Annotated in this window: 20 protein-coding genes; 7 read left to right on the top strand and 13 right to left on the bottom strand. The window is 70.3% G+C overall.

The features are described 5' to 3' along the window. The first annotated feature begins 298 nt into the window (after nt 1-298). Together ACFHVL_RS18190 and ACFHVL_RS18185 are read left to right on the top strand one after the other, a co-directional pair. Entirely contained in the window at nt 299-889 is a 591-nt protein-coding gene (locus ACFHVL_RS18190; RefSeq protein WP_416629273.1) for a TMEM165/GDT1 family protein, read from the top strand. Between the two features lie 65 nt (nt 890-954). Next, nucleotides 955-1,347 (top strand): cupin domain-containing protein, encoded by a 393-nt coding sequence (locus ACFHVL_RS18185; RefSeq protein WP_416629272.1) that lies wholly within the window; start codon nt 955-957, stop codon nt 1,345-1,347. A gap of 104 nt (nt 1,348-1,451) precedes the next feature. On the opposite strand, the gene ACFHVL_RS18180 is transcribed toward ACFHVL_RS18185, so the two are convergent. The 7 genes from ACFHVL_RS18180 to ACFHVL_RS18150 form a co-directional block, all read right to left on the bottom strand. Then, the gene (locus tag ACFHVL_RS18180) at nt 1,452-1,946 is read right to left on the bottom strand and encodes a hypothetical protein (protein WP_416629270.1); all 495 of its coding nucleotides are present in this window, start codon (nt 1,944-1,946) and stop codon (nt 1,452-1,454) included. 23 nt (nt 1,947-1,969) lie between these two features. Next, a complete protein-coding gene (locus ACFHVL_RS18175; protein ID WP_416629269.1) occupies nt 1,970-2,605 on the bottom strand; it encodes a GTP-binding protein in 636 nt (211 codons plus the stop codon). Then, nucleotides 2,583-3,092, bottom strand: a complete 510-nt coding sequence (locus ACFHVL_RS18170; RefSeq protein ID WP_416629267.1) for a DUF742 domain-containing protein — start codon at nt 3,090-3,092, stop codon at nt 2,583-2,585. Before ACFHVL_RS18170 ends, ACFHVL_RS18175 begins: the two co-directional genes overlap by 23 nt. Then, entirely contained in the window at nt 3,089-3,568 is a 480-nt protein-coding gene (locus ACFHVL_RS18165; protein WP_416629266.1) for a roadblock/LC7 domain-containing protein, read from the bottom strand. Before ACFHVL_RS18165 ends, ACFHVL_RS18170 begins: the two co-directional genes overlap by 4 nt. Beyond that, nucleotides 3,568-6,162 carry a nitrate- and nitrite sensing domain-containing protein gene (locus ACFHVL_RS18160; protein ID WP_416629265.1) on the bottom strand — a complete coding sequence of 865 codons (2,595 nt, stop codon included), beginning with the start codon at nt 6,160-6,162 and terminating at the stop codon, nt 3,568-3,570. The genes ACFHVL_RS18165 and ACFHVL_RS18160 overlap by 1 nt, the downstream gene beginning before the upstream one ends. After that, nucleotides 6,149-7,426, bottom strand: a complete 1,278-nt coding sequence (locus tag ACFHVL_RS18155) for a hypothetical protein (RefSeq protein WP_416629264.1) — start codon at nt 7,424-7,426, stop codon at nt 6,149-6,151. The genes ACFHVL_RS18160 and ACFHVL_RS18155 overlap by 14 nt, the downstream gene beginning before the upstream one ends. Nucleotides 7,427-7,772: 346 nt before the next feature. Next, nucleotides 7,773-9,227 carry an MGH1-like glycoside hydrolase domain-containing protein gene (locus tag ACFHVL_RS18150; RefSeq protein WP_416629262.1) on the bottom strand — a complete coding sequence of 485 codons (1,455 nt, stop codon included), beginning with the start codon at nt 9,225-9,227 and terminating at the stop codon, nt 7,773-7,775. Nucleotides 9,228-9,403: 176 nt separating this feature from the next. Between ACFHVL_RS18150 and ACFHVL_RS18145 the strand changes: the two genes are divergently transcribed. After that, nucleotides 9,404-10,189, top strand: coding sequence for an aldo/keto reductase (locus tag ACFHVL_RS18145; RefSeq protein ID WP_416629260.1), 786 nt, complete (start codon nt 9,404-9,406; stop codon nt 10,187-10,189). 62 nt (nt 10,190-10,251) lie between these two features. Here the strand turns inward: ACFHVL_RS18145 and ACFHVL_RS18140 are convergent, their stop codons facing one another. Together ACFHVL_RS18140 and ACFHVL_RS18135 are read right to left on the bottom strand one after the other, a co-directional pair. Beyond that, nucleotides 10,252-11,394, bottom strand: a complete 1,143-nt coding sequence (locus ACFHVL_RS18140; RefSeq protein ID WP_416629259.1) for a GH12 family glycosyl hydrolase domain-containing protein — start codon at nt 11,392-11,394, stop codon at nt 10,252-10,254. A gap of 179 nt (nt 11,395-11,573) precedes the next feature. After that, nucleotides 11,574-12,347 carry an IclR family transcriptional regulator gene (locus ACFHVL_RS18135; RefSeq protein ID WP_416629257.1) on the bottom strand — a complete coding sequence of 258 codons (774 nt, stop codon included), beginning with the start codon at nt 12,345-12,347 and terminating at the stop codon, nt 11,574-11,576. A 66-nt stretch (nt 12,348-12,413) separates the two neighbouring features. Between ACFHVL_RS18135 and eda the strand changes: the two genes are divergently transcribed. The 4 genes from eda (at nt 12,414) to ctaD (ending at nt 17,549) form a co-directional block, all read left to right on the top strand. Next, entirely contained in the window at nt 12,414-13,103 is a 690-nt protein-coding gene (gene eda / locus ACFHVL_RS18130; RefSeq protein WP_416629256.1) for a bifunctional 4-hydroxy-2-oxoglutarate aldolase/2-dehydro-3-deoxy-phosphogluconate aldolase, read from the top strand. A 34-nt stretch (nt 13,104-13,137) separates the two neighbouring features. After that, on the top strand, nt 13,138-14,265 hold the full coding sequence (locus tag ACFHVL_RS18125; RefSeq protein WP_416629254.1) for a sugar kinase: 1,128 nt from the start codon (nt 13,138-13,140) through the stop codon (nt 14,263-14,265). A gap of 282 nt (nt 14,266-14,547) precedes the next feature. Continuing rightward, nucleotides 14,548-15,663 (top strand): FAD-dependent monooxygenase, encoded by a 1,116-nt coding sequence (locus tag ACFHVL_RS18120; protein WP_416629253.1) that lies wholly within the window; start codon nt 14,548-14,550, stop codon nt 15,661-15,663. A 125-nt stretch (nt 15,664-15,788) separates the two neighbouring features. Next, nucleotides 15,789-17,549, top strand: a complete 1,761-nt coding sequence (ctaD, locus tag ACFHVL_RS18115; RefSeq protein ID WP_416629251.1) for a cytochrome c oxidase subunit I — start codon at nt 15,789-15,791, stop codon at nt 17,547-17,549. Here the strand turns inward: ctaD and ACFHVL_RS18110 are convergent. From ACFHVL_RS18110 to ACFHVL_RS18095, 4 genes are read right to left on the bottom strand one after another with little or no spacing between them, the layout of a single operon-like run. Next, entirely contained in the window at nt 17,510-18,739 is a 1,230-nt protein-coding gene (locus ACFHVL_RS18110) for an MFS transporter (RefSeq protein WP_416629249.1), read from the bottom strand. The genes ctaD and ACFHVL_RS18110 overlap by 40 nt on opposite strands. A gap of 55 nt (nt 18,740-18,794) precedes the next feature. Continuing rightward, nucleotides 18,795-19,379: an isochorismatase family protein gene (locus ACFHVL_RS18105; RefSeq protein ID WP_416629248.1), complete on the bottom strand. Its 585-nt coding sequence runs from the start codon at nt 19,377-19,379 to the stop codon at nt 18,795-18,797. Nucleotides 19,380-19,419: 40 nt separating this feature from the next. After that, complete coding sequence (locus ACFHVL_RS18100; protein ID WP_416629246.1) at nt 19,420-20,709, bottom strand: nicotinate phosphoribosyltransferase; 1,290 nt, start codon at nt 20,707-20,709, stop codon at nt 19,420-19,422. Then, the gene (locus ACFHVL_RS18095; protein WP_416629245.1) at nt 20,706-23,387 is read right to left on the bottom strand and encodes a LuxR C-terminal-related transcriptional regulator; all 2,682 of its coding nucleotides are present in this window, start codon (nt 23,385-23,387) and stop codon (nt 20,706-20,708) included. The genes ACFHVL_RS18100 and ACFHVL_RS18095 overlap by 4 nt, the downstream gene beginning before the upstream one ends. Between the last annotated feature and the right edge of the window lie 84 nt (nt 23,388-23,471).

Raw genomic sequence — 23,471 nt, 5'->3', positions numbered from 1 at the left:
CTGGGCGATGGGCGCCGTTCGCCACGGATGATGGTGAACGTAACGGAAACTGCCGGTGGGTCAGCCACCGCCCCCGTGCGTTGGGTCACTATCGGCGCAAAGTCACTGCCCGAGTCGCTAAGCTGCGTCCCAGCGAGGGGGAGTAGCTCCCAACATCGTGGTCGACACACTGGTGCCGCGCACCCGGCCGCGGAGACCTGACGGCATCCGTCAGGTGGGCGAGACCTTCGACTCAGGCTGTAACAGCCGGGTCGAGGCCAACCTGCCCACGATCCGGCCCGACCGGATGTGAGGCACCATGGACGGTTTTCTGGCCGCCACCGCGATCAGTTTCGGCGTCATCTTCGTCGCCGAGTTGGGCGACAAGTCGCAGTTGATGGCGATGACCTTCGCCACCCGCTTCAAGATGTGGCCGGTGCTGATCGGTATCACGGCGGCGACCGCCGTGGTCCATCTGGTGTCGGTCGGCATCGGGTACGGACTGGGCGTGGCGCTGCCTACCGGCTGGATCTCCCTCGTCGCGGCCCTGGCCTTCTTCGGCTTCGCCATCTGGACGGTGCGCGGCGACTCGTTGAGCGAGGACGAGTCCCGGCAGGCGCAACGCACCACCCGCTCGGCGATCATTGCCGTGTTCGTCGCGTTCTTCCTGGCCGAGCTGGGGGACAAGACGATGCTCGCCACCATCACGCTGGCCACCCGGCATGGCTGGTTCGGCACCTGGCTCGGTTCGACGCTCGGCATGGTGGCAGCCGACGCGTTGGCGATCGTGGTGGGCCGGATGCTCGGCAAACGGCTGCCCGAGCGGGTGATCGCCTACGGGGCGGCGGTGCTGTTCGTGCTGTTCGGCTGCTGGCTGCTGGTCGAGGCGATCCTGGAACTGACCCGCTGAAACCGGCTGTCCATTGCGCGTGACAACAGGAGTGACAAGGGGTCGTCGTGGGTACCGTGGGCGGTATGGAGCACTTCACCATCGCCACCGTCGCTGAGCAGAGTCCGGACTTCCGTCGGGTGCTCTGGACCGGTGGACACACCCAGCTTGTGATCATGACAATCCCGCCGGACGGCGAGATCGGCGAGGAGGTCCACGAGGACATCGACCAGATCCTCACCTTCGTCAGCGGTGTCGGCGAGGCTGTGGTGTCCGGCCAGCGCCGTACCGTCGCGCAGGGCGACCTGGTGGTGGTCCCAGCCGGCCGGAAGCACAACTTCCGTAACACCGGGCCCAACCCGCTGGTCCTCTACACCGTGTACGGTCCGCCCGAGCACGCCGACGGTGCCGTGCACCGGACCAAGGAAGAAGCGGACGCGGCCGAGGAGTCCGGCCAGGACGAGCCACCCAACTCCTGACCGGCCTCCCGGGCACCAGCTCGGCCGGGCCCCGATATGCACATCGGGGCCCGGCTGCGCCGGTAGGCGGATCGGGGCGAGCCGGCAGACGGAATCGTCGCGGGTCAGCCCTCAGCGGTTCCGTTGAGCAGGGACGGATCCTGCCGGATCATCTCGGCGAGCCGGGCGGCCGGACTGCCGGGCGTGAACTCGGACCGGGGCGGCCAGTCCGGCGGGCCGCCAGCGGTGGGTACGCCGACCGTCGGCGACTCACCGAATCCCCCGGTGCTCGCAGACGCACCGTTGCCGGGGTGCCCGTGGACGTCGCCGGTGCCGTTCGGTGGGCGGCCGGCCGCCGGTGGTTGCCCAGTCGCGGTCGGGCCGTCGACGGTCACCTGGACCCGCCCGCCATGGTGGCCCACGGTGAAGTCGACCGCCTGACCACCGTCGACGAGCCGGACCTTCGCGGTCAGCCCCACGTGCCGCTCCACCACCTGACGAACCGCCGCAGCGATCTCCTGCGCCGCTGACGCCGTCCGATCGTTGCCCTGGCTCACCCGCTTGTTCAGCTGATCCCGACGGGCCAGCCGGGCGAGCGCGTCGTCCAGGTCACCACGCATCGGTCCCCTCCTCTGTCACCACCTCAGGATGGCTGACTCCTTACCGCTCGGTCCAGTGCCCGATCAAGGACCACCAGCAGGGCGTCGCGCACCGACAGCCGGTTGCGAGCGTCGAAGGCCACGACCGGGACCGCCCGGTCGGTCGCCAACGCCCACCTGACCTCGTCAATGCTATGACTAAGACGGCCGTTGAAGGTATTGACTCCCACAACGAACGGCAGCCCGGCCCGCTCGAAGTAGTCGACCGCGGGGTAACAGTCGTCGAGGCGTGAGCTGTCCACCACGACCAGTGCACCGAGCGCACCGCGGGCCAGATCGTCCCACATGAAGCCGAAGCGGGCCTGCCCCGGCGTACCGAACAGGTAGAGCTTGAGGCTATGGTCGATCGTCACGCAGCCGAAGTCCATCGCCACCGTCGTGGTGGTCTTGCCCGACTCGGGTCCGGGATCGTCCACGCCCACCGAGACGGCGGTCATCTCCGCCTCGGTGGTCAGCGGGGCGATCTCGGAGATGGCTCCGACCGTGGTGGTCTTGCCCACGCCGAAACCACCGGCGATCACGATCTTCACCGGGATGGGCGCGGTACGGGTCGCGGTTCGGCGTCGGGCGGCCGAGGGCGCTCCGGCGACGAGCGGCTCAGGAGATTGCACGTAGTCCACGGATCACTCGCAGGATGGTGTCGGCATCGGCAGAGGCTTCGAGGTCACTCACGTGGACGTCGAGGTGCTCGGTGGCCCGCAGGTCACCGACCAGCACCCGGGTCACGCCAAGGTGCAGCCCCAGCCGGGCGGAGATCTCCGCCACGGAGATCGGCTCAGCGGCGAGCGCGATGATCGCCCGCAGCTCGGGTGCCAGGCTGTGCACTGACGGGCCGGGGCGGAACAGGTCGGGTTCCCGTGAGGTGACCTGCGTCTCCAGCCCGATGTCCGGGTCTGCTCCGGTGACCCGACCCGAGGTGAGGACGAATGGTCGTAGTCCCGGGGTGCCGGCCGAGCCGTCGGGCACATCGGCCGCCGAGCCGGGATCGAAGCCACCGGAGACCCCGGCCGTCTCCGAGGTCCGGTCCAACGGTGAGGTACGCAGGTAGGGGCGGATCCGGGGTGGTCGGTCGACCGGTTCGTCCGCCCTGAACGGCGGTCGGGTCACGACTGGACGGAGTTCTTCAACTCGGCGATCAGCCGGGGAGTCAGCGCGCCACCCGCGCGTCCGGCGAACAATGTCATCTCGTATGCGATGGTACCGAGGCTCGCGGACCTGTCGGCGATCACACCGAGGACCGATCCGCTGCTGATCGAGCTGACCAGCAGATAGCCGTCCGCCATGTCCACCACCACCCGGTTCAAGGTGCCGAGCGAGTACCAATTGGCTGCTCCGCCGGCAAGGCTGGTCATCCCGGACACGACTGCGGCGAGTCGTTCGGCGTTGGCCCGGTCCTGGATCGCCGACATGGCCATCAGCAGCCCGTCGGAGGAGACCGCGATCGCTTCCCGTACGCCCGCGGTGCTGGAGGTGAACGAGTCCAGCAACCAGTTGAAGGTCTGGGCCTCGGCGCTGAGTGAGCCGTTTCCGGCGGCGGCGGGCACCGGGCGTTCCGCGGTGTCCGGGGTGAATGGACTGGTCATCAGATTCCTTTGTCCTGCTGCTGAGGATGTGCGGTGATCTCGGTGAGGGCACGCTGGACACCGGTTTCGAACTCGTCCAGGGAGTCCTTCGCGGCCTGTGGGTCCGGCGGCCCTGTCCGCCGGGATCGAACGGGCGCCGCTGGCGGCGTTTCGGGCAGGCTGGCACCCGGTACCCGTTGGATGAGCTGCGATGATTCGGCGGCCGTCGGCTCCTGCGCGACCTGCTGCTGCGCCCGCCGTACGCCGGCCTCGAACTCCTCCAACATCGCCTGGGCCGCCGCCGGGTCCGCCGGCGAGTTGCTGACCGCCGCCGGTCCGATGGCGACCGGGTGCTGGGCACCGGGCACGCGTTGCCGCAGCGGACCCCGGCCGCCGGGTTCGGCGGGTGTCGCCGGTCCGACCGGTGTCGGTTCCGGTTCGGCCGGCTCGGTCGACTGCTTCGAGAAGGCGTTCCACGGGCTGCCAGTGTCCATCGACCGGGTGGCCCGCTGCAGCGCCGACGAAGCGAGGTCGTCCGGGTCCGTCGTCGGGACCGCGACGCGGCCGCTGGACCGGGTCGGCAGTGCCCGAGTATCGGCCGGTGCCCCCGCGGTCCGCAGCGGTACCGGTGGGGTCGGTCCAGGTACTGCCGGCACCGGCGCGGCCGGCGCGGTCGTGGGTCGTCCCGATGCGGGCCGGGTAGCGGCGGGTGCTGCCACGTCGCGGCTGGCCACAATGAGTTCGGATCCGATGTCGACGGCTGCGGTGAGACCCCCGCCCGGAGTGGCATCGAGCGTGACCAGGATGCCGTGCCGCCGCGCCAGCCGGCCCACCACGAACAGGCCGAGGACCTCGGTGGGTACCAGGTCGAGCCGTTCCCGTCGGGTCAGCCGGGCATTCTCCTCGACCAGCCGTTCGGGCGACAGCCCGAGACCCCGGTCGATCACGCTGATCCGCAGTCCGTCCCCGATCGGCTCGGCGGTCACCGTGACCCGGGTGTGCGGCGGGGAGAAGACTGTGCCGTTCTCCATCAACTCGGCGAGCAGCAGCACCAGGTCCGCGATGATCGACGGCTGCAGGGAGTGCCCGGCCGGTGTCTGGACGTCCACCCGGGTGTAGTCCTCGATCTCGCCGAGAGCGAGCCGGACGACGTCGGAGACGGGTAACGGGGACATGTGTTCCTCGGCCCCGGTCGCCCCGGAGAGCACCACGAGGCTGCCGGCGTTGCGTCGCAACCGGCTGGAGACGTGGTCCAGCCGGTAGAGGTGCTGCAGCCGGTTCGGGTCGGTCTCCTCCCGCTCGAGCCGGTCGATGATGACCAGCTGGCGGCTCACCAGGTTGTAGGTGCGCCGTCCGACGTGGCCGAACATCTGCGCCACGTTGCGTCGGCTCGACACCTGCCGCTCGACGAGTCGCGCGGCGGTGCTCTGGACGCGTACGAAGGCCCGGGCGAGATCACCGATCTCGTCGTTGGCACTCACCTCGATCGGGTCGAGACGTACCGGATCCACCCGGACCGGGCCGTGTCGTTCCGATTCGTCGTCGACGACCCGGACCAGCTCCGCCTCGGCGATACGGGCCACGCGGTTCGCCGACGTGGTCAACCGGGCCAACGGCTGGGCGACCGATCGCGCCACGATCAGGCTCAACGCGACGACGGCGAACAGCACCAGCAGCACCGCGGCGACCACGCCGTACGCGGTGAGCAGGATCTGTTCCTGCCGCTGGGTGACCTCGGCGGTCACGTCGATGACGATCTTGCGTTCCACGAACCGGCCGAGCGCGATCAGCGACTCGAGCGACGGGAACAGGACCTCGACGGTCAGCCCGGCCAGCGCCTCGGCCGGGTCGGCGGAGAACCCCTCCTGCGCGCCGCTCTGCGAGTCGGCGGTGAAGCCGCTGCCGAGCCGTTGGTCCAGGGCCTGCCCGACCAGTGTGTAGAGCGCGGACTGGTCGGCGGTGGCGAACCGGTTGAGCCGGGCCGCGTTGTCCTGCGCCGTGACGAGGCTCATCGTGTACCGGGTGGCGGCCTGTGGACTAGGCGAGCCGACGACCAGCAGCATCTGGGTGGCACCCGAACTGATCGCGTGGTCGAGGCGCAGCACGGCGTCCAGCGCCACGATCTGTCGCCCTTGCGGGGTGGCGACGTCTGCCTGATCCACCAGCCGCAGTCCGTCGATGAGCCGGAGGATGAGGGCGGAGTACGTGTTCATCACCGCGTCGCTGTCCGCCGTGCGGCTCCGGACCGTGGCCCGTACCGCTGCGAGGTCGGCCACCGCCGTGACGGCTGCGGCCAGATCCGGGTCGAGCTGGTCGCCGAGATCGGTCTGGATGTCGGCGACCCGGTCGGTGACGATGGCCTCCTGCAGCACGAGTCGGGACCGGTCCACCGCGCCGAGCAGATACCCGATCGCGAGCAGCCGTTCCTGTTGGAGGTCCTGGGCCAGTGATCCGATCCGCCCGCCGATCTGCACCGCGCGTACGGTGTCGGCGGCCCGCCCGGCCAGCGCGGTCCGGTCGACGACGATCGGCACCGTCAACGCCGCAACGGCGATCAGCGGGATCATGACCAGCAGCGCCAGCTTCCCGCGGATGCGTAGCTTATCGAGCAGCAACTGTCGGCCCCCATCGTCCCGCGTCGGGAGCTGCCCGGCCGGCAGTGCCGCCGGGATGGGGCGGCACGGAGTCCAGCTCCGGCCAGCGGGACGGCTGATCCACCGCATCAGTGCGTTGGTCGGCCTCCCGATCCTGATGCCGGCCGCCGCCACCGGTTCTCGGCCTGCGGTTGGCGGAGCCGGTGCCGGACGGGCCCGACCGTCCGAGGTAGGTGATCACCGGCGGTGCGCAGGCCAGCGCGATGGCCAGCACAAGGGCGCCGACTGCCGACCACTGGGCACGCCGCAGTCCGTCGAGCCGGTCGCCGATCAGGTCGTCCAGCTCGTCGAGCATCGTGCCAGCGAGTTCGGCGGCCGAAACCTGCACCTCCCCGCGTAGCTGGACCAACTGGCTCAGGTCGGGGACTGCCGACTGCCGGCCGCCGGCCCCGGAGTCGTCGTCGGACTGACCACTGGTCAACTCGCTGGCGGCGGTGTTCAGCACGGTGCCGGCGGCGGCGATGGCGTCCATGCCGCGCCGGAACCGGTCGACCTGGGTCAGCAGATTGCTGCTCATGGTCCTGCTGTCGGTGCTCTCGACCGCAGCCTGCACGTTGCTCGCCAGGTCGTCGGCGGGCGAGAGCACGTCGGTGATCGAGCCGATCAGTTCGACCAGGGCCAGTGGGCGCTCCTGAGCCGGGCGGGTCGGTAGCAGTACGGCGAGGTCGGCGAAGCGTCCGGTCGCCACGATCGCCTCAGGCAGCTCCTCGGCTGCTCCGTCCTGCAGGTGGTACGCGTCGCCTTCCGGGTCGCGGACCAGGTTGGAGCCTTGCCGGACCCGGTCGTACTGGGCGAGGAGCAGGTCGGTCGCCTCCCGGTAGGCGGCGAAGGCCTCGACAGGCTCGTCGAACTGTCGACCGGAGAGCGCCTCGACGGCGGCTCGCAGGGCGGCCCACCGCTGCTGGGCGCGGAGCGAGGCGCCGATCTGCTCGTCGACCTCGATCACCGCAGCCAGGGCACGGTCGAGTGCCTCGTCGTCGACGGGCTGCCTGGCGACGGCCGCAGACTGGGCGTCGACCAGGGCAACGGTCAGACCGTTGAGCGCAGCGAGATACGACACACCTTCGCGTTCACGCTCGGCGAAGGCGATGTCGGCGGCGGTCCCGCGCCACAGCTGCACGAACAGCACGCAGACCGGCACGAGCACCAGAACGGCGATCGCCGAGCGTAGTAGTGGTCCATCGAGCCGTCGCCTGCGGCGTACGGCATCGTCTGTGGGTTGCATCGCCCACCCCCCTGGCGGTCGCATCGAATTGCGGTGAGCAGTCTGACCGGCGCGTCGTGGCTATCGCGCCGCTGTGCCCACCGGCAGGGAAAGATAGATGGCGTATCGCCGGGTGGGAACCGTCCGTGAGGCTTCTGGTAGCGCACCGTACGGCTAGGTTCAACGCAATGCAATTAAACCACTACATTGAGTGAAATTGTTCGATGCTGCGGGTGGTTTCCGGGTGAATTGCCTGCTATATCGGAACCAACGGCATCTGCGGTTAGTCGGCCAAATGGTTATTGGTATCGGCCGGAGTGTCGGATCGGCGCTTGTCGACACATCCTTGGCTACTATCGGGTAATGGTCACGTCGTCGAGGTGTCGCCGGGCACCGAGTCGTCGTCCTCGGTGGCGAGCAGATCCAGAACCAGCGCTGCGGTCCAACTGAATGCCGCCGAACCTACTCCGTCGCCGCTGACCGGATGGAAATACTCGTAGTAGCCGGATTTGCGGACAAGTTCGAGCATCGCAGTACGCAGAGTGTCTGCCTGGGCGGTGCGGCCGTGCTCTCGCAGCCCTCGCCAGAGCAGCCAGTTGATGTTGATCCAGACCGGTCCCCGCCAGTACCGGACCGGATCGAAGTCGGCGGCGGTCCGGTCGTAGCTGGCCACCGGCATGGTCGCCGACATCCCGAACCGGGCCGAGGAGGCCGATTCGACGAGTGCCGCCACCCGCTGCCCGGGAAGGTCCGGCAGGATCAGCGGCAGCAGCCCGTTCACGCACCGGGCCGGGCTGAGTCGGCCGGTACGGACGTCACGTGTGTGGTACATCCCGGTGTCCGGGTTCCACAGCCGGGCGCCGATCGCCCGAGTGATCCGCCGGGCCCGCGCCAGATGGACCGCCGGGTCGGCGCCGACGACGGTGGCTATGTCGGCGAGGGCGTGCTCGGCGGCGCCCAGCAACGCGTTGAACCCCGGACACTCCACGACGAAGTCGTGCCGTTCGGTGAGCGCGTCGTCGCGGTAGCCACCGTCGCGGTACGCCAGTGCCAGTGCGACGAACCGGGCGTAGTCCTCGTCGGTCGGTCGGTGGGCCGCGGCCGCCACCCGGTTGTCGTGCCGCTGGCGCCCGGCGAGCACCCGCAGATCGGTGGGGACCGCCGCCAGTGCCTCGTCCCAGGCCGGGCTGTTGTCCAGCCCTGACTCCCACGGGTGCACGATGGCCGCCAGCCCGCCGCCGCCGGCGTCGCGGCTGCCGAGCAGATAGTCCTGGGCCGCGACCAGTCGCGGATAGAACCAGCGGAGTTCGGCCTGCGCACGTTCGTTCGGTGCCCGCCGGTAGATCTCCCGGACCGCGAGGGCGTGCGCGGGCGGCTGCACGATCCCCGTACCGTCCGGGTGGCCGGGGCGGCGCAGCGGCACCTGCCAGAAGTCCGGGCCGGGGAAGTAGGCCCGATCGGCCACGTCAGGGTCGAAGACGATGTGCGGTACGCGACCGTCCGGCCACTGCGCCCGGAAGAGGCTACGCAGATCCTGCCATGCCCGGTCGGGATCGACCCTGGCCAGCCCGACGCTGATGAAGGCGGCGTCCCAGCTCCACTGGTGCGGATAGAGCGAACGTGACGGCACGGTGTAGGTGCGCGACCAGTTGGCGTCGAGCACCGCCCGGGCGAGGTGCCAGATGTCGTGTGACGTCCGTTCGGAGAACTCCGCCGAATCGACCGGATCGACTGGTGCGGCCGTGGTCGTCGTGGTCCCCGGGGTGGTAGGTGCCGACGTCGGGGTGGTGCCGATGTTGCCCATGATTCCGTCCTGTCCCATGTCCGGCCCGTACGCGCTGGTAGCCGGACTACCGCCGAGGTGACGGTAACGACGAATGTACGTGCGGTGAACATCATGGGCTGTCGCCGCCAGCGGCGGTAGGGTCTGGTCGGCTAGCGGACGATGAGTCGTCCGGTCAATGCATATGGGCAGGTCGGTGCGGGTAGGTGACGACCATGGCAGCAGATGGTGAGCGGTCCGCGGTGACTCTCGTACCCGGCGTGGACATGCCGATGCTCGGCTTCGGTACCTGGCAGGCGACCGGCGACGCGGGCTATCGGGCGGTGCGGGCCGCCCTGGATGCCGGCTACCGGCACCTGGACACCGCCACGATGTACGGCAACGAAGCGCAGGTCGGTGCGGCGATCAAGGACAGCGGGCTTGCTCGTCAGGACGTCTTCGTCACCACCAAGCTCCCGCCCGATCGGGTCGGTCAGGAGACGCGGACACTGGCCGAGAGCCTGGCGGCGCTCGGTACCGATCACGTGGACCTGTGGCTGATCCACTGGCCGCCGCGGGCCGGTGCCGGGGTGTCCACCTGGCGGGAGTTCATCGCCCTGCGGGACGCGGGTGCGGCGCGGGCGATCGGGGTCAGCAACTACAGCCTGGAACAGATCGACGAGTTGACCGAGCGGACCGGAGTCGCCCCGGCGGTCAACCAGGTGCCGTGGGCACCGGCGATGCACGACGAGCGCATGCTGGCCGAGCATCAGCGACGGGGCGTCGTGGTCGAGGGCTACAGTCCGTTCAAGAACACCGACCTCGACGATCCGGTGTTGACCCGGGTCGCCCGCCGGCACCGGGTCAGCGCCGCCCAGGTGGTGCTGCGGTGGCATCTGCAACACGGCATCGTGGTGATTCCCAAGTCGGTGACGCCCGAGCGGATCGCCAGCAACCTGGACGTCTTCGGGTTCACCCTCACCGCGGACGAGATGTCCGCCATCGACGACCTGCGGGACTGACCGGCCCGACCGCCGCCGTCTCCCACCTGAGTCGCGCCCAGGGGGGAGACGGCGTCGGGCGGTCAGCCGGTGGCGCAACGGGTGCCGTTGAGCGTGAAGCTCGTCGGCGACGAGTACGACCCGCTGTACGTGGCCTGGTAGCCGAAGGACACGGTGGCGTTCGGTGCCAGGGTGCCGTTCCAGCTGAAGTTGCGCGCGGTCACCGAGGTGCCACTCTGCGAGACGGTGGCGTTCCACGAGTTGCTGATCGTCTGCCCGGCCGGCAGTTGGTACGCCAGGGTCCAGCCGTTCAGCGTGCTGCTACCGGTGTTGGTGATGCGTACGTCCGTGGTGTAGCCGTTGTTCCAGGTGTTGGGGGTGTAGCTGACCCGGCACGCGCCGGTGCCCGGCGGGGGCGGGCTGATCGGCGGCGCCGTCGTGGGCGGTGCGGTGGTCGGCGGCGTCCCTCCGGTGTTGACCGCCGCCGAGAACGAGTTGACCCTGAGGCCGGCGCCGCCGTTCCACGGCTCGAACCCGGCCTGGACGCTGGTCAGATACCAGGAGTTGCTGATCTGTCCCCGGTTGCGGACGTCGGCGACGAAGTCCATGACGTTGAAATTCCAACTGGTGATCGACGACGGGGCGAGGTAGGAGACCACGTTGTTGGCGCCGTTGCTGCCGGTCCAGACCTGCCAGTTGCGGCCGGCGACGGTGGCGTTGCCGACCGGCGAGCCGATCGGCTGGATGGAACCCTGCCGGTGGAACCAGATCATGATCTCCATCTGGCTGACCCCGTTCGTGCGCGGCGTGGGGTCCAACCAGATGTCGAACGAGGCGTTGTAGGTGCCGGAGCTGACATAGGTGTAGTTGATGCTCGTCGGTGCGCTGCCGATCCGGCTGACCTGCATCGGCAGGTTCGTGCCGGGGGAGCAGTTGGTGTAGTGGCAGCCCAGGTAGACCGACGGGTACGACACCGGTGCGCCGTTGGTCGGCGAACTGCCCTGCTGGGAGGTCACCGCGAAGCCGGTGCTGGTCACGTTGATGCACTGCTGGGCGGTCGTGCCCCAGCGGTTGTTCTGCACCACGTAGCGACCTTGGATCGTGGTGGTGCCGTACTGCTCGCAGATCACCGTGTCGGCCTGGGCGGGCGCGGCGGTGACGACGGCGAGGACGCCGCCAGCGAGCAGCAGCGCCGCTGCTGCTCCGGCGCGGATCGGACGTCTCATGGTGCTCCTTCGATGTCCGGGGGGAGAGAGACGGTGGGTGCGAAAACAACGCCACGGGAGCGCTCCCATAGACGCTAGTCGATGATTGTGTGCCTGAGAAGAGTCGGCGACGGGAGAGCGGGAACTGACCGCGGATCGGGGGCCTGCCGGTGGATCGGAGGCCGAGTCGCACGGCTGAATCAGGAGGTGATCAGCGCGCCGGCGGACCTGATCTGCCCGGCCGCGCTCCGCAACGCCTCGACGATTCGGGCCTCGATGGTCGCGTCGACCCTGGCCGTGGGGATGGACAGGCTGATCGCGTCGGTCGCCGGGCGACGCAGCGGCATCGCCATCGCGACGCAGACGATGCCCTCGGTGTTCTCCTCGCGGTCGACCGCGTAGCCGCGCTCGCGTATCTCGGCCAGCGCGGTCCGCAGGGTGGCCGGATCGTCGATCGTCTGCCGGGTCATCCGGTGCAGCGGCCAGGCCAGCACCCGCTCGACGGTGTCGTCGGGGTGCTCGGCGAGCAGGGCCTTGCCCAACGCGGTCGCGTGGGCCGGCAACTGTCGGCCGATCGCGCTGTACAGCCGCAGTGGGTGCACCGACTCGCGTTTCGCCAAGTAGACGACGTGCGGCCCGTCCAGCCGGCCGAGGTGGACGGTCTCGCCGAACTGTCCGGCCAACCCGTCGAGTACGGCGTCGAGCAGGCTGACGGTGTTGTCGGCGGTCAGGTAGGCGGCACCAACCTGCAGCGCGCGTACCCCGAGTCCGAACCGGGTGCCGGTGGGATCGGCCTCCACCCAGCCGCGCTGCGTCATGGTGCGCAGGATTCCGTGCAGGCTGCTCTTCGGGATCCCCAGCAGCCGCGCCAGATTGCCCAGGGACTGCCGGTCGGGTGCGGCGGCCAGGGCTTCCAGCACCGCCAACGTCCGGCCGGCGGACTTCACCGGCTGGAACCCGTCGTGCACCGCCATGGGCGTCACTCTAGCCACGCCGTCGGTCGGGTTGACAGTATCGATGCCCCGAGTATGGTCACATACGTGACCGATGTTCAAGACAGTGAACGCACTTCTGTCGTTGCGCCGGTGGCCGACGCGGACGTCGCTTCCGTGATCGGTGCCGCCCGGATCCTCCCGGTCGTCGTGCTGGCCGACCCGGCCGGCGCGGAGCCGCTGGCTGACGCCCTGCTCGCCGGTGGGCTGCGTACCGCTGAAGTGACCTTCCGGACCGCGGCGGCGGCCGACGCCATCGCGGCGATGGCGACCCGCCCGCAACTGCTGGTCGGAGCCGGCACGGTGCTGACCGTCGAGCAGGTCGACCGGGCGGTCGAGGCCGGGGCCCGGTTCGTGGTCAGCCCCGGCTTCGGACCCGCCGTGGTGCGTCGTTGCCAGCAGTTGGGCGTGCCGGTCTTCCCCGGGGTGTCCAGCGCGACCGAGATCCAGTTGGCCCTCGACGCGGGACTCGACACGGTGAAGTTCTTCCCCGCCGAGCAACTCGGCGGGATCGGCATGGTCGCCGCGCTCGCCGCGCCGTTCCGGTCGGTCCGGTTCATCCCCACCGGCGGCGTCACCACCGCGAACCTGGCCGGCTATCTCGCCCACCCGGCGGTCCTCGCCGTCGGCGGCACCTGGATGGTCGCTCCCCGGCTGCTCGATGCGGGTGACTGGGCCGAGGTGACCCGGCTGACCGCGGCCGCCGTCGACGCCGCCCGGTCCGCCGCCCAGCCGTGACCGATTCGCCCTGCCCCCGATGAGGAGTCACGACATGTCCGGACAGTCCGCCGCCGGCGGGAGCCCGCTGCACCCCCGCCCCGCCGAGGAATGCCGCTACGACCTGGTGTCGCTCGGCGAGATCATGTTGCGGCTGGACCCGGGGGAGGGGCGCGTTCGCACCGCCCGTAGCTTCCGGGTCTGGGAGGGCGGTGGCGAGTACAACGTCGCGCGCGGCCTGCGGCGCTGCTTCGGCCTGCGGACCGCCGTGGTCACCGCGTTCGCCGACAACGAGGTCGGGCGGTTGCTGGAGGACCTGGTCCTGCAGGGCGGGGTCGACACCTCGTACGTGCGGTGGGTCCCCTACGACGGACTCGGGCGCAGTGTCCGCAACGGACTGAACTTCACCGAGCGCGGGTTCGGGGTGCGCGGCGCGGTCGGCACCTCCGATCGCGGCCACACCGCCGCCAGCCAGCTGCGACCCGACGACGTCGACTGGGAGCACCTGTTCGGCACCCTCGGCGTCCGCTGGTTGCACACCGGCGGTATCTACGCGGCGCTGTCGCAGACCACCCCGGACACCATCGAGGCGGCGATGTCCGCCGCGCGCCGGCACGGCACGATCATCTCGTACGACCTGAACTACCGGCCGAGCCTGTGGAAAGCCATCGGCGGCCAGTCCCGGGCGCAGGAGGTCAACCGGCGGCTGGCCCGCTACGTCGACGTGATGATCGGCAACGAGGAGGACTTCACCGCCAGTCTCGGCTTCGAGGTGCCGGACACCGACGCCAGCCTCGCCGAGCTGGAGGTGGCGAACTTCCGGCGGATGATCACCGAGACGACCCGGGCGTACCCGAACTTCAAGGTGGTGGCGACGACGCTGCGTACGGTGCGATCGGCGACGCGCAACGACTGGGGTGCGATCGCCTGGTCGGCGCCGACCGGCTTCGTCGAGGCCACCCACCGGGCCGGGCTGGAAATCATGGACCGGGTCGGCGGTGGCGACAGCTTCGCCTCCGGGCTGGTCTACGGCCTGCTGGAGAAGGGGGATCTGGCGGTGGCCGTGGAGTACGGCGCGGCGCACGGGGCGTTTGCGATGACCACTGCGGGTGACACGTCGATGGCCAGTCTCGACGAGGTGGCCGCGTTGGTCGGCGGCGGCGGCGCACGGGTGCGTCGCTGAGGGTCCCGCGAAGACCGTTGACCGGTTAAGATTTTCACGGGTGGATGTTGCCAGCATTGCCCGGGGTGTCAGCTATGGCGTCGAATTGGCGGTTCGGGCCTGAGCTGAGGTTCCTGGGGTTGGTGCCCTACCTTCAGAGGCTGTGTCCGGGTTTCCGGGGGTGCCACAACAGCAAGCTCTGCGCGGAACGGACAGGGCGGGATGGGCCTACCGCAGGCAGCGTCGCCGGCAGTAGTCTCTTGGCTTCAATGAGTGTCTATTCCCCCGGAGGCGGCGCGGACTATGGCTCAAGCACCCGTGCGCGTGCTCGTCGTCGGCGCCAGTGTCGCCGGATTGGCGACCGCCCGCGCGTTGCGGTTGGCTGGTCTACGGCCCGAAGTGGTGGAGAAACTGGTGCCGTCCGTCGTCGCCGGCGCTGGCATCTTTCTCCCCGGTAACGCGATCCGGTCGCTGCGGGACCTCGGTCTGGACAATCCGTTGCGTCCACTCGGTGCGGTCATCCGGCATCAGCGGTTCCTCGACTCGACCGGTGACGAACTCTGCGCGGTCGACCTCGAACGGCTCTGGCAGGGCGTCGGTGAATCGCGGGCCCTGCCCCGCGCCGACCTGCATCAGGTGCTGCTCACCGGCGCCGGTGGCGAGGTGCGGTTCAACACCGAGGTGCGGGACCTGGAGGTCGGCGACGAGACCACCAAGGTGGCCTTCGGTGACGGATCCCACGCCGAGTACGACCTGGTCGTCGGCGCCGACGGCCGGCGGTCGGCGATCCGCCGGCTCGCCGGCCTCGGTGGTGCCCCGCGTCCGGTCGGCCAGATCGCCTACCGCAGCGTGATCACCGGCGGCCCGAAGATCACCGATTGGACCGCGCTGCTCGGCCAGCGATCCGGGATCGTGCTCAGCCCGATGGGGTACGGACGGATCTACCTCTACGCCGACGAGCCGCTGCCGGCGGGAGCCGCGCCGCCGGGCGACCCGCTGGTCCGGCTGCGGGAACTGTTCGGCGGCTACGGCGGACCGGTGCCGGCGCTGCTCGACGCGGTGGAGAAGGTTCAGGTGGCGGTCACCGACGAGGTGGAGCTCGGCAGCTGGTCACGAGGCAACGTGGTCCTCGTCGGGGACGCCGCCCACGCCACCGCGCCGACGCTGTCCCAGGGGGCGGCGATGGCCTTCGAGGACGCGCTGGTCCTCGCCGAGACGCTGCGTACCCATGCCACGGTCACCGAAGGGCTGGCCGGGTACGAGAGCCGCCGTCGGCCGCGTACCCAGTGGGTGCTGGACCGGACCCGGGACCGGGACCGGACCCGCGACGTGGCGCCGGGCCTGCGCGACCCGCTGCTGCGGGCCAAGGGCGGCCGGATCTTCCAGGAGCACTACCGGTTGCTCGTCGACCCGGTGTGAGCTTCCGGCCCGCGCCGGGCACCCGGTGTGTGGAGCGCCGGTGATCGGGGACTATCCTGCCTGCGAGGCACGGCCAGCGGATCATCAGCGGGTGCCGTGGGATTGACGAGAACCGGAGGCCATTCGTGACCACCGTCGCACCGAAGCCGATCGCCACCCGGCCCTTCCCGGTCCGGGAGCCGGTACGGGGCTCGGCCATGGCGCGGCTGCTGCGCACGACCGACGCGAAGCAGATCGGGATCATGTACATGATCACCGCCTTCGCGTTCTTCATGATCGGTGGCCTGATGGCGCTGATCATGCGTGCGGAGCTGGCCCAGCCGGGGATGCAGTTCCTCTCCGCGGAGCAGTACAACCAGCTGTTCACGATGCACGGCACGATCATGCTGCTGTTCTTCGCGACGCCGATCGTGTTCGCCTTCGCGAACTACGTCACCCCGATCCAGATCGGCGCGCCGGACGTCTCCTTTCCCCGGCTGAACAGCTTCGCGTACTGGCTGTACCTGTTCGGTGGCACGCTCGCGATGGGCGGCTTCCTCACCCCCGGCGGTGCCGCCGACTTCGGCTGGTTCGCGTACGCGCCGTTGAGCAGCGTCGAGCACTCGCCCGGCGTCGGCGCGAACATGTGGATCGTCGGCCTGGCGATCTCTGGTCTGGGAACCATCCTCGGCGCGGTCAACATGATCACCACGATCCTGACGCTGCGCGCGCCCGGCATGACGATGTTCCGGATGCCGATCTTCACCTGGAACATCCTGGTCACCAGCCTCTTGGTGATCATGGTCTTCCCGCTGTTGGCCGCCGCGCTGTTCGCGCTGGCCGCCGACCGGATGCTCGGCGCGCACGTGTACGCCCCGGAGACCGGTGGCCCCCTGCTCTGGCAGCACCTGTTCTGGTTCTTCGGCCATCCCGAGGTGTACATCGTCGCGCTGCCGTTCTTCGGCATCATCAGCGAGGTCATCCCGGTCTTCTCCCGCAAGCCGATTTTCGGATACAAGGGCCTGGTCGGCGCGACCATCGCGATCGCGGCGCTGTCGATGAGCGTCTGGGCGCACCACATGTTCGCCACCGGCGCGGTGCTGCTGCCCTTCTTCAGCTTCCTGAGTTTCCTGATCGCCGTGCCGACCGGCATGAAGTTCTTCAACTGGATCGGCACCATGTGGCGGGGCCAGATCAGTTTTGAGACACCGATGCTTTGGGCGATCGGCTTCCTGGTCACCTTCCTCTTCGGTGGCCTCTCGGGCGTACTGCTGGCCAGCCCGCCGATCGACTTCCACGTCTCGGACTCGTACTTCGTGGTGGCGCACTTCCATTACGTGCTCTTCGGCACGATCGTGTTCGCGGTCTTCGCCGGCATCTACTTCTGGTTCCCGAAGTTCACCGGCCGGATGCTCGACGAGCGGCTCGGCCGGGTGCACTTCTGGCTCACCTTCCTCGGATTCCACACCACCTTCCTGGTGCAGCACTGGCTCGGCAACGAGGGCTTCCCCCGCCGGTACGCCGACTACCTGGCCACGGACGGCTTCACCACGCTCAACATGATCTCCACGATCGGCTCGTTCATCACCGGAATCTCGACGCTGCCGTTCCTCTACAACGTGTGGAAGTCGTACAAGGCCGGCCCGCTGGTCGACGTCGACGACCCGTGGGGCCACGGCAACTCCCTGGAGTGGGCGACCAGCTGCCCGCCGCCGCTGCGCAACTTCGACCGGATGCCCCGGATCCGCTCCGAGCGGCCGGCGTTCGACCTGAAGTTCCCGGAGCTGGCCGCCGGTCATCAGTCGGTCGCCGGCCCGCCGGAGGGTGGTGCCAAGCCGTTGAGCAGCGAGTCCGACGGTGGCGCCAGCTACCAGGAGGACACCGCCAGCAACCTCGACAAGAGCTGACCGGGCCGGCGGAGCTGGACGACCAGCATCGGCAGTGCGAAAGCCAGGCCAGCGCAGCCGATCACGACAAAGCCCCACGCCGGGGTGCTCGCGTCGATCACCGCACCGGTGAGCGGGGCGCCGACCGCCATCCCGACGGTCATCGCTGAGCCGTGCAGTCCCATCGCCTCGCCGCGTACCGCCGCCGGCGCGAGCCGGCTGACCGCGTCGGACGTCGCGGCGATCGTCGGCGCGCAGAGCAGGCCGGCCGGCAGCAGAGCCACGCCCAGCAGCCACCAGCTGCCGGTGCCGAGCCCGACCGGGATGGTGGCCACCGCCAGCATCACCATCAACCCGACCGGCGGCACCGACCGGCGGGCGGCCCCGTAGGCGAACCCGCCGACCAGCGAGTACCCGCCCCAAGCGGCGAGCACGATGCTGGTCCAGACCAGTTGGTCGCTTTCCTGCAGGGCGGCGATCAGCGCCACGTCGGTGCCCCCGAGCACCAGGGTCGAGGCCGCACCGACCGCGAGGATCCCGGCCAACCGTGGGGTGAGCCACTCGCGGCGAGGGAGGCGGACCCCCGCCTGCGGCGGCTGCTCGTGCCGGGCTCGGATCGGCGGGTTCATGGCGATCAGCAGCGCCCCGGCGGCGATCAGGCCGCCACCGACCCCGAGCATCGCGGCCGGTGGCGAAACCGCCGTCGCCAGCAGGACCGCCAACGCCGGCCCCATCATGAACGACAGCTCGACGGACATGGAGTCCAACGCGTACGCGGGGCGTCGCTGCGCCGGTGGGACCAGCGCGGCCAGCGACTGCCGGATCACCGAGAAGACCGGCAGGCCGGCCAGCCCGGCGACGGCCGCGGCAACCAGCAGCCAGTGGTACGGCAACGCCGGTGCCACGGCCCAGAATGCGCCCTGGGCGCAGATCGAGCCGAGAATCACCGGGCGTAGGCCGTGCCGGTCGACCAGCCGGCCCAGCAGCGGTGCGCCGATCGCCGACCCGACGGTCAGCGCGGTGCCGACCAGACCGGCCGCCGCGTAGCCGCGATCCAGCTCCAGCACCACGTGGAGGGTGAGTGACACGCCGGCGGCGGTGCTCGGCAGCCGGGCCAGTACCGACAGGGCGAGCAACCGGGCGACGCCGGGCAGCGCGAGCGCCTCCCGGTAAGGAGTCAGAGTCATCGGGTGTGTTACCTCCGGCGGCATGATGCCCGCCGGGTGCGACAACCGCCAGCCAGTTTCGCGCCGGGTCGGACCGAGGTCAGCTCGGGCGCAGCACCGGCGTGCCGGTCAGCAGAACCCCGGCGGTACGCATCGTGTCCAGTGCCACCTCGGTGGTGTCGCGGGCCACCCCGGCGGTCAGGTCCAGCAGCACCGTGGTGTCGAACCCGGCGCGGGCGGCGTCCAGCGCGGTGGCCCGGACGCAGTGGTCGGTGGCGATGCCGACGACGTCCACCCCGGTGACGCCGCGCTCGCGCAGCCAGCCGGCCAGCTCGGCACCGTCGTCGGTGCGGCCTTCGAAACCGGAGTACGCGGCCGCGTGCCGACCCTTGTGGAAGACCGCCTCGATCGACGTGGTGTCCAGCCCGGGATGGAAGTCCTCGCCACCGGTGCCGACCACGCAGTGCGCCGGCCAGGAGTCGACGAAGTCCGGCGGGTCACCGAAGTGCGCGCCCGGGTCGATGTGGAAGTCCTTGGTCGCCACCACGTGCCGCCAGCGCAGCGGTGGCGCCTCGGCGACGGTCCGTGAGATCGCAGCGGCCACCTCCGACCCGCCGCCGACCGCCAGTGAACCGCCCGTACAGAAGTCGTTCTGTACGTCGACGATGATCAGTGCGCGATGCATGGTCGGTCCTTCCGGTGGCTCTGCTGATCGGCTGGTGGCGCTACTGGTCGGCGGGCACGATGGTGACCGGGATGGCCGGATCCCCGGCGGAGAGCTTGAGCCCTTCCCACGGTATCGAGATCAGGCAACGGCGCAGATGTTCCCGGGACTGCGCCAGCGGCGGCCGGTCCAGAGGCTCGCCGGCGGCGACGAACGACCGCTGCAGCGCCCGGTCACCGTTGACCCGGTCCGGTACGCCCTGGGAGACGACGATCTCCTCGGTGGCGGTGCCGGTCGGCTTGTGCCGGCGTATCGCCACCTTCCGGCCTCCGACGGTGGCCTTGTTCTCGGAGCGCTTGACCACCGGTCGGCCCTCGACCTCGACCAGTTTGTAGACCAGGCCGGCGGTCGGTGCGCCGGAACCGGTTACCACGGCGGTGCCGGCGCCGTACATGTCGACGGGCTCGGCGGCGAGCGCCGCGATCGCGTACTCGTCGAGATCACCCGAAACGACGATCTTGGTTTCGGTGGCGCCGAGTGAATCGAGCAGTTCCCGCGACTGCTGCGCCAACACCGAGAGATCGCCGGAATCGATCCGGATCGCCCGCAGCTCGGGTCCGGCGACCTCGATCGCGTTGCGGATGCCCTGGCTGATGCTGTACGTGTCGACCAGCAACGTGGTGTCGTGACCGAGGGTCGCCACCTGGGAGGCGAAGGCGGCCCGCTCGTCGTCGTGCAGCAGGGTGAAGGCGTGCGCGGAGGTGCCGGCCGTCGGGATGGCGTGCCGCGCGCCCGCCGCCAGGTTTGACGTCGCGGTGAAGCCGGCCAGGTACGCCGCCCGGGCAGCGGCCACGGCGGCCTCCTCGTGGGTGCGCCGGGAACCCATTTCGATCACGGCACGGCCCCGCGCGGCGGTCACCGCCCGCGCCGCCGCTGCGGCGATCGCGCAGTCGTGGTTGAGCACCGACAGCACCAGCGTCTCCAGCAGCACGCATTCGGCGAAGGTGCCGGAGACGGTGAGGATCGGTGAGTTGGGGAAGAACAGTTCGCCCTCGGCGTACCCGTCGATGTCGCCGGTGAAGCGGTAGTCGGCCAGCCACCGCGCCGTGTCGTCGGCCACCACACCCCGGTCCCGTAGGTGGCCGATGGTGTCCGCGTCGAAGCGGAAGTCCCGGATCAGGTCGATCAGCCGGCCGGTGCCGGCGACCACCCCGTAGCGGCGGCCGGTCGGCAGCCGCCGAGCGAACACCTCGAACACGCAGTGCCGGTGCGCGCTGCCGTCGGCCAGCGCGGCGGCGAGCATGGTCAGCTCGTAGTGGTCGGTCAGCAGCGCGGGACTGGAGCTGGTCACCCGGCAACTGTACGGTCGCCGGGACGGCCCGGTCCGGGCTGGCCCGGCACTGTGCCGCCCACTGCGTCCGGTAGGGCGCGCAGCGCGCCGGCCAGCTCCGTCCGCCCGGTCACCCCGAGCTTGCCGTACGCCCGTTGCAGGTGGTTCTCCACCGTCCGGATCGACAGGAACAGCTGATCGGCAATGTCCCGGCTGGCCACGCCGGCTGCCGCCAGCTTCGCCACCTGGTGCTCCCGGTCGGTGAGGTTGGGCTGTCCGGCCAGCAGCGCCGGGGTCTGCACGTCGGCGCAGCGCGCCAGCAGTTCGCCGAGCAGGAGGTTGGTCTGCCCGACCAGCGACGAGCGGGCCACCCGCAGCCGGTGGACCGCCATCGCCGCCGCTTCCGCGGCGAACAGGTGCAGCCCGAGTGCGGCGAATCCGTTCGCGGCGCGCAGCAGTTCACCGTGCGGGCCATTGGTCGTGCCCCGGGCCTGGCGCAGGATCAGCGCCGGCAGCGAACCCTCGACGAGGTCGCTGAGCTCGGCCAGCCGGTCCACGGCCAGGTCGGCCCGGCCCAACCGGACCAGGTCGTGCAGCACCACGAGCTCGTGCCCGGCGAAGCCGTCGGTGCGCAGCCGGGCGGCCAGCTGGCGCAACATGTCGACGGCACCGGGCAGGTCGCCCTCGGCGACGGTCACCCAGCAGCGGGCCTGTTCCCGCCACGGATACAGGATCGACATGCCGGGCGCCTGCGCGCGGTCGGAGTCGGTCATCGCCGCCGCGGCTGCGGCCGGCTCGCCGCGCAGCGCGGCGGCGTGCGCGCGTTCGGCGTGGGCCAGCCCGGCGAACACCCGCCCGGTGGCGAGCATGGCGCAGGCCTGCAGGCTGTGCCGCATCGCGTCGTCGAGCCGACCACGGAGCCGGGCCGCCTGTGCCCGGACCACCGACAGGTAGCCCGAGCCGAGCCGGAAGTCGCCCGCGTCGGCCAGATCGGCGAACTCCTCGGCGACGATCGCGTCGATCCCGGCCAGGTCACCGGCGAGCACCAGTCTGGTACCGCGGGCCAGCTCCATGGCCAGTTGCAGGTAGGGCAGCTCGGTCCGCCAGCGGGGCGCGTCGGCCTCTACCCGGGCGATCGCCCGCCCGCTGCCGGTCAGGTCGCCCTGCGCGGCCTGCAGATGCGCGATCGTGCACTGGGCCAGCCCGTGCGCCGCATGACTGGCGGCCGGTCGGTCGAGCACCGCGCGGGCGAGCCGGAGCGCGGCGTCGCACTCCAGCCGGTGCAGCCGCATGATCGCCTCGAACGAGTTGACCCGGGCCCGGTCGGCCGGGTCGGACAACTCGCCGGCTCCGTCGGCCATCTCGTCGATGGTGGACTCCTGGCCGAGTCCCCAGTAGGCGACCAGGCCGAGCACCATCAACCAGCGGCTTCGCCGGTCCTGGCTGGTCACCTCGGTGCGGGCTGACTCCAGAGTGGTCAAAGCCTGCTCCGGCTCATCGCGGAACATCAGGATGGTCGCCATCAACTCGGCGGCGTCGAATCCGCCGCCGGCGGTCAGCGCCCGGTCGGCCAGCCGGTCGGCCAGCGGGATGTCGTATCCGGCGAATGCCTGCGCGGCGGCGGTGAGCAGCACAGTCGGGTCGTTGGCGGTGTCCGACTCCAGCCGCCAGACGGCGACCCGCAGCAGGTCTTCCCGGCGGCGCGAGCCGGTTGTCTCGACCAGGGTGGCGAGTTGAGCCTGCAGCCGCTGTGCCCGGGATACCGGGCAGCGGCGACGAACCACCTCGCTGTACAGCGGATGAGCCATGCTGACGTCGTGCCGGCGGTCGTCGACGTCGACCCGGATGAGGCCGCGCTCCTCGGCGGCTTCCACATCGTGCTGTTGGCTCGCCTTCAGCAGCAACCGCAACCCGATCGGCTGGCCGAACGCGACGAGTTCGACGATCGCGCGGACCTGCGGGCTGAGCTGGCCGATCCTGGTGTCGATCAGGCCGGTGAGACTCGGTGCCAGCTCCAGCCGCCCGGTCCACCGCCAGACCCCGTACGTCTGGGTCAGTTCATGGCCGGACTGGGCGGCGATGATCAGCTCGCGGAGCAGCAGCGGGTTGCCTCCGGACAGTCGCCACAGTCGTTCGGCGGAGGCCGGGTCGAGTGGCCCGCCGAGCAGTTCGGCCAGCAGCCCGGTGGTGTCCTGGAAGCTCAGCGGGGCGAGTTCGTCGTGTTCGACCAGGTCGTCGGCCCACAGGGCACGGATCGGTAGCGGTACCGGTTCGCCGCTGCGCAGCGTTCCCAGCACAGTGGCCTGTCCGGATCGGGCGATCAGGTTGGTCACTGCGGCCGAGGTGGGGTCGAGCAGGTGCGCGTCGTCGATGGCCAGCACGATGGGCCGGCCGGCGGCGCGCTGGCGCAGCGACTCGACGGCCCACCGAAGCAGCGCGGACGGCGACAGCCCTGGTGGCTGCTCCGCCGGCAGCACCTGCGCCAGCCCGGCGAAGGGCAGGCCGGCCGCGCTGACACTGCCGGAGGCCGACCATACGGCGTACGTCTCGGTCGGCAGCCGGTCGACAACCTCACGCAACAGCCGGCTCTTGCCGATGCCGGCGGAGCCGCTGAGGATCAGACCGCGGCCGCCGCCGGTCGCCGCGGCGGAGAGCCGGTCGAACTCTTCGGCCCGCCCGACAAAGCTCCACAGGCCCATGGCAGGGCAGCATATAGGACCATTGCCCAGGGAGTGCGCCCGGTCACAGATCGCATTTGAGTATGAAGTGTCCGATCAGTTGAG

This window comes from Micromonospora sp. LOL_023 (genome assembly GCF_048060115.1).
Classification (GTDB): Bacteria; Actinomycetota; Actinomycetes; order Mycobacteriales; family Micromonosporaceae; genus Micromonospora_E.
Note: the sequence above shows the minus strand (reverse complement) of the source record. Positions and strands in the feature narration are given on the sequence as shown.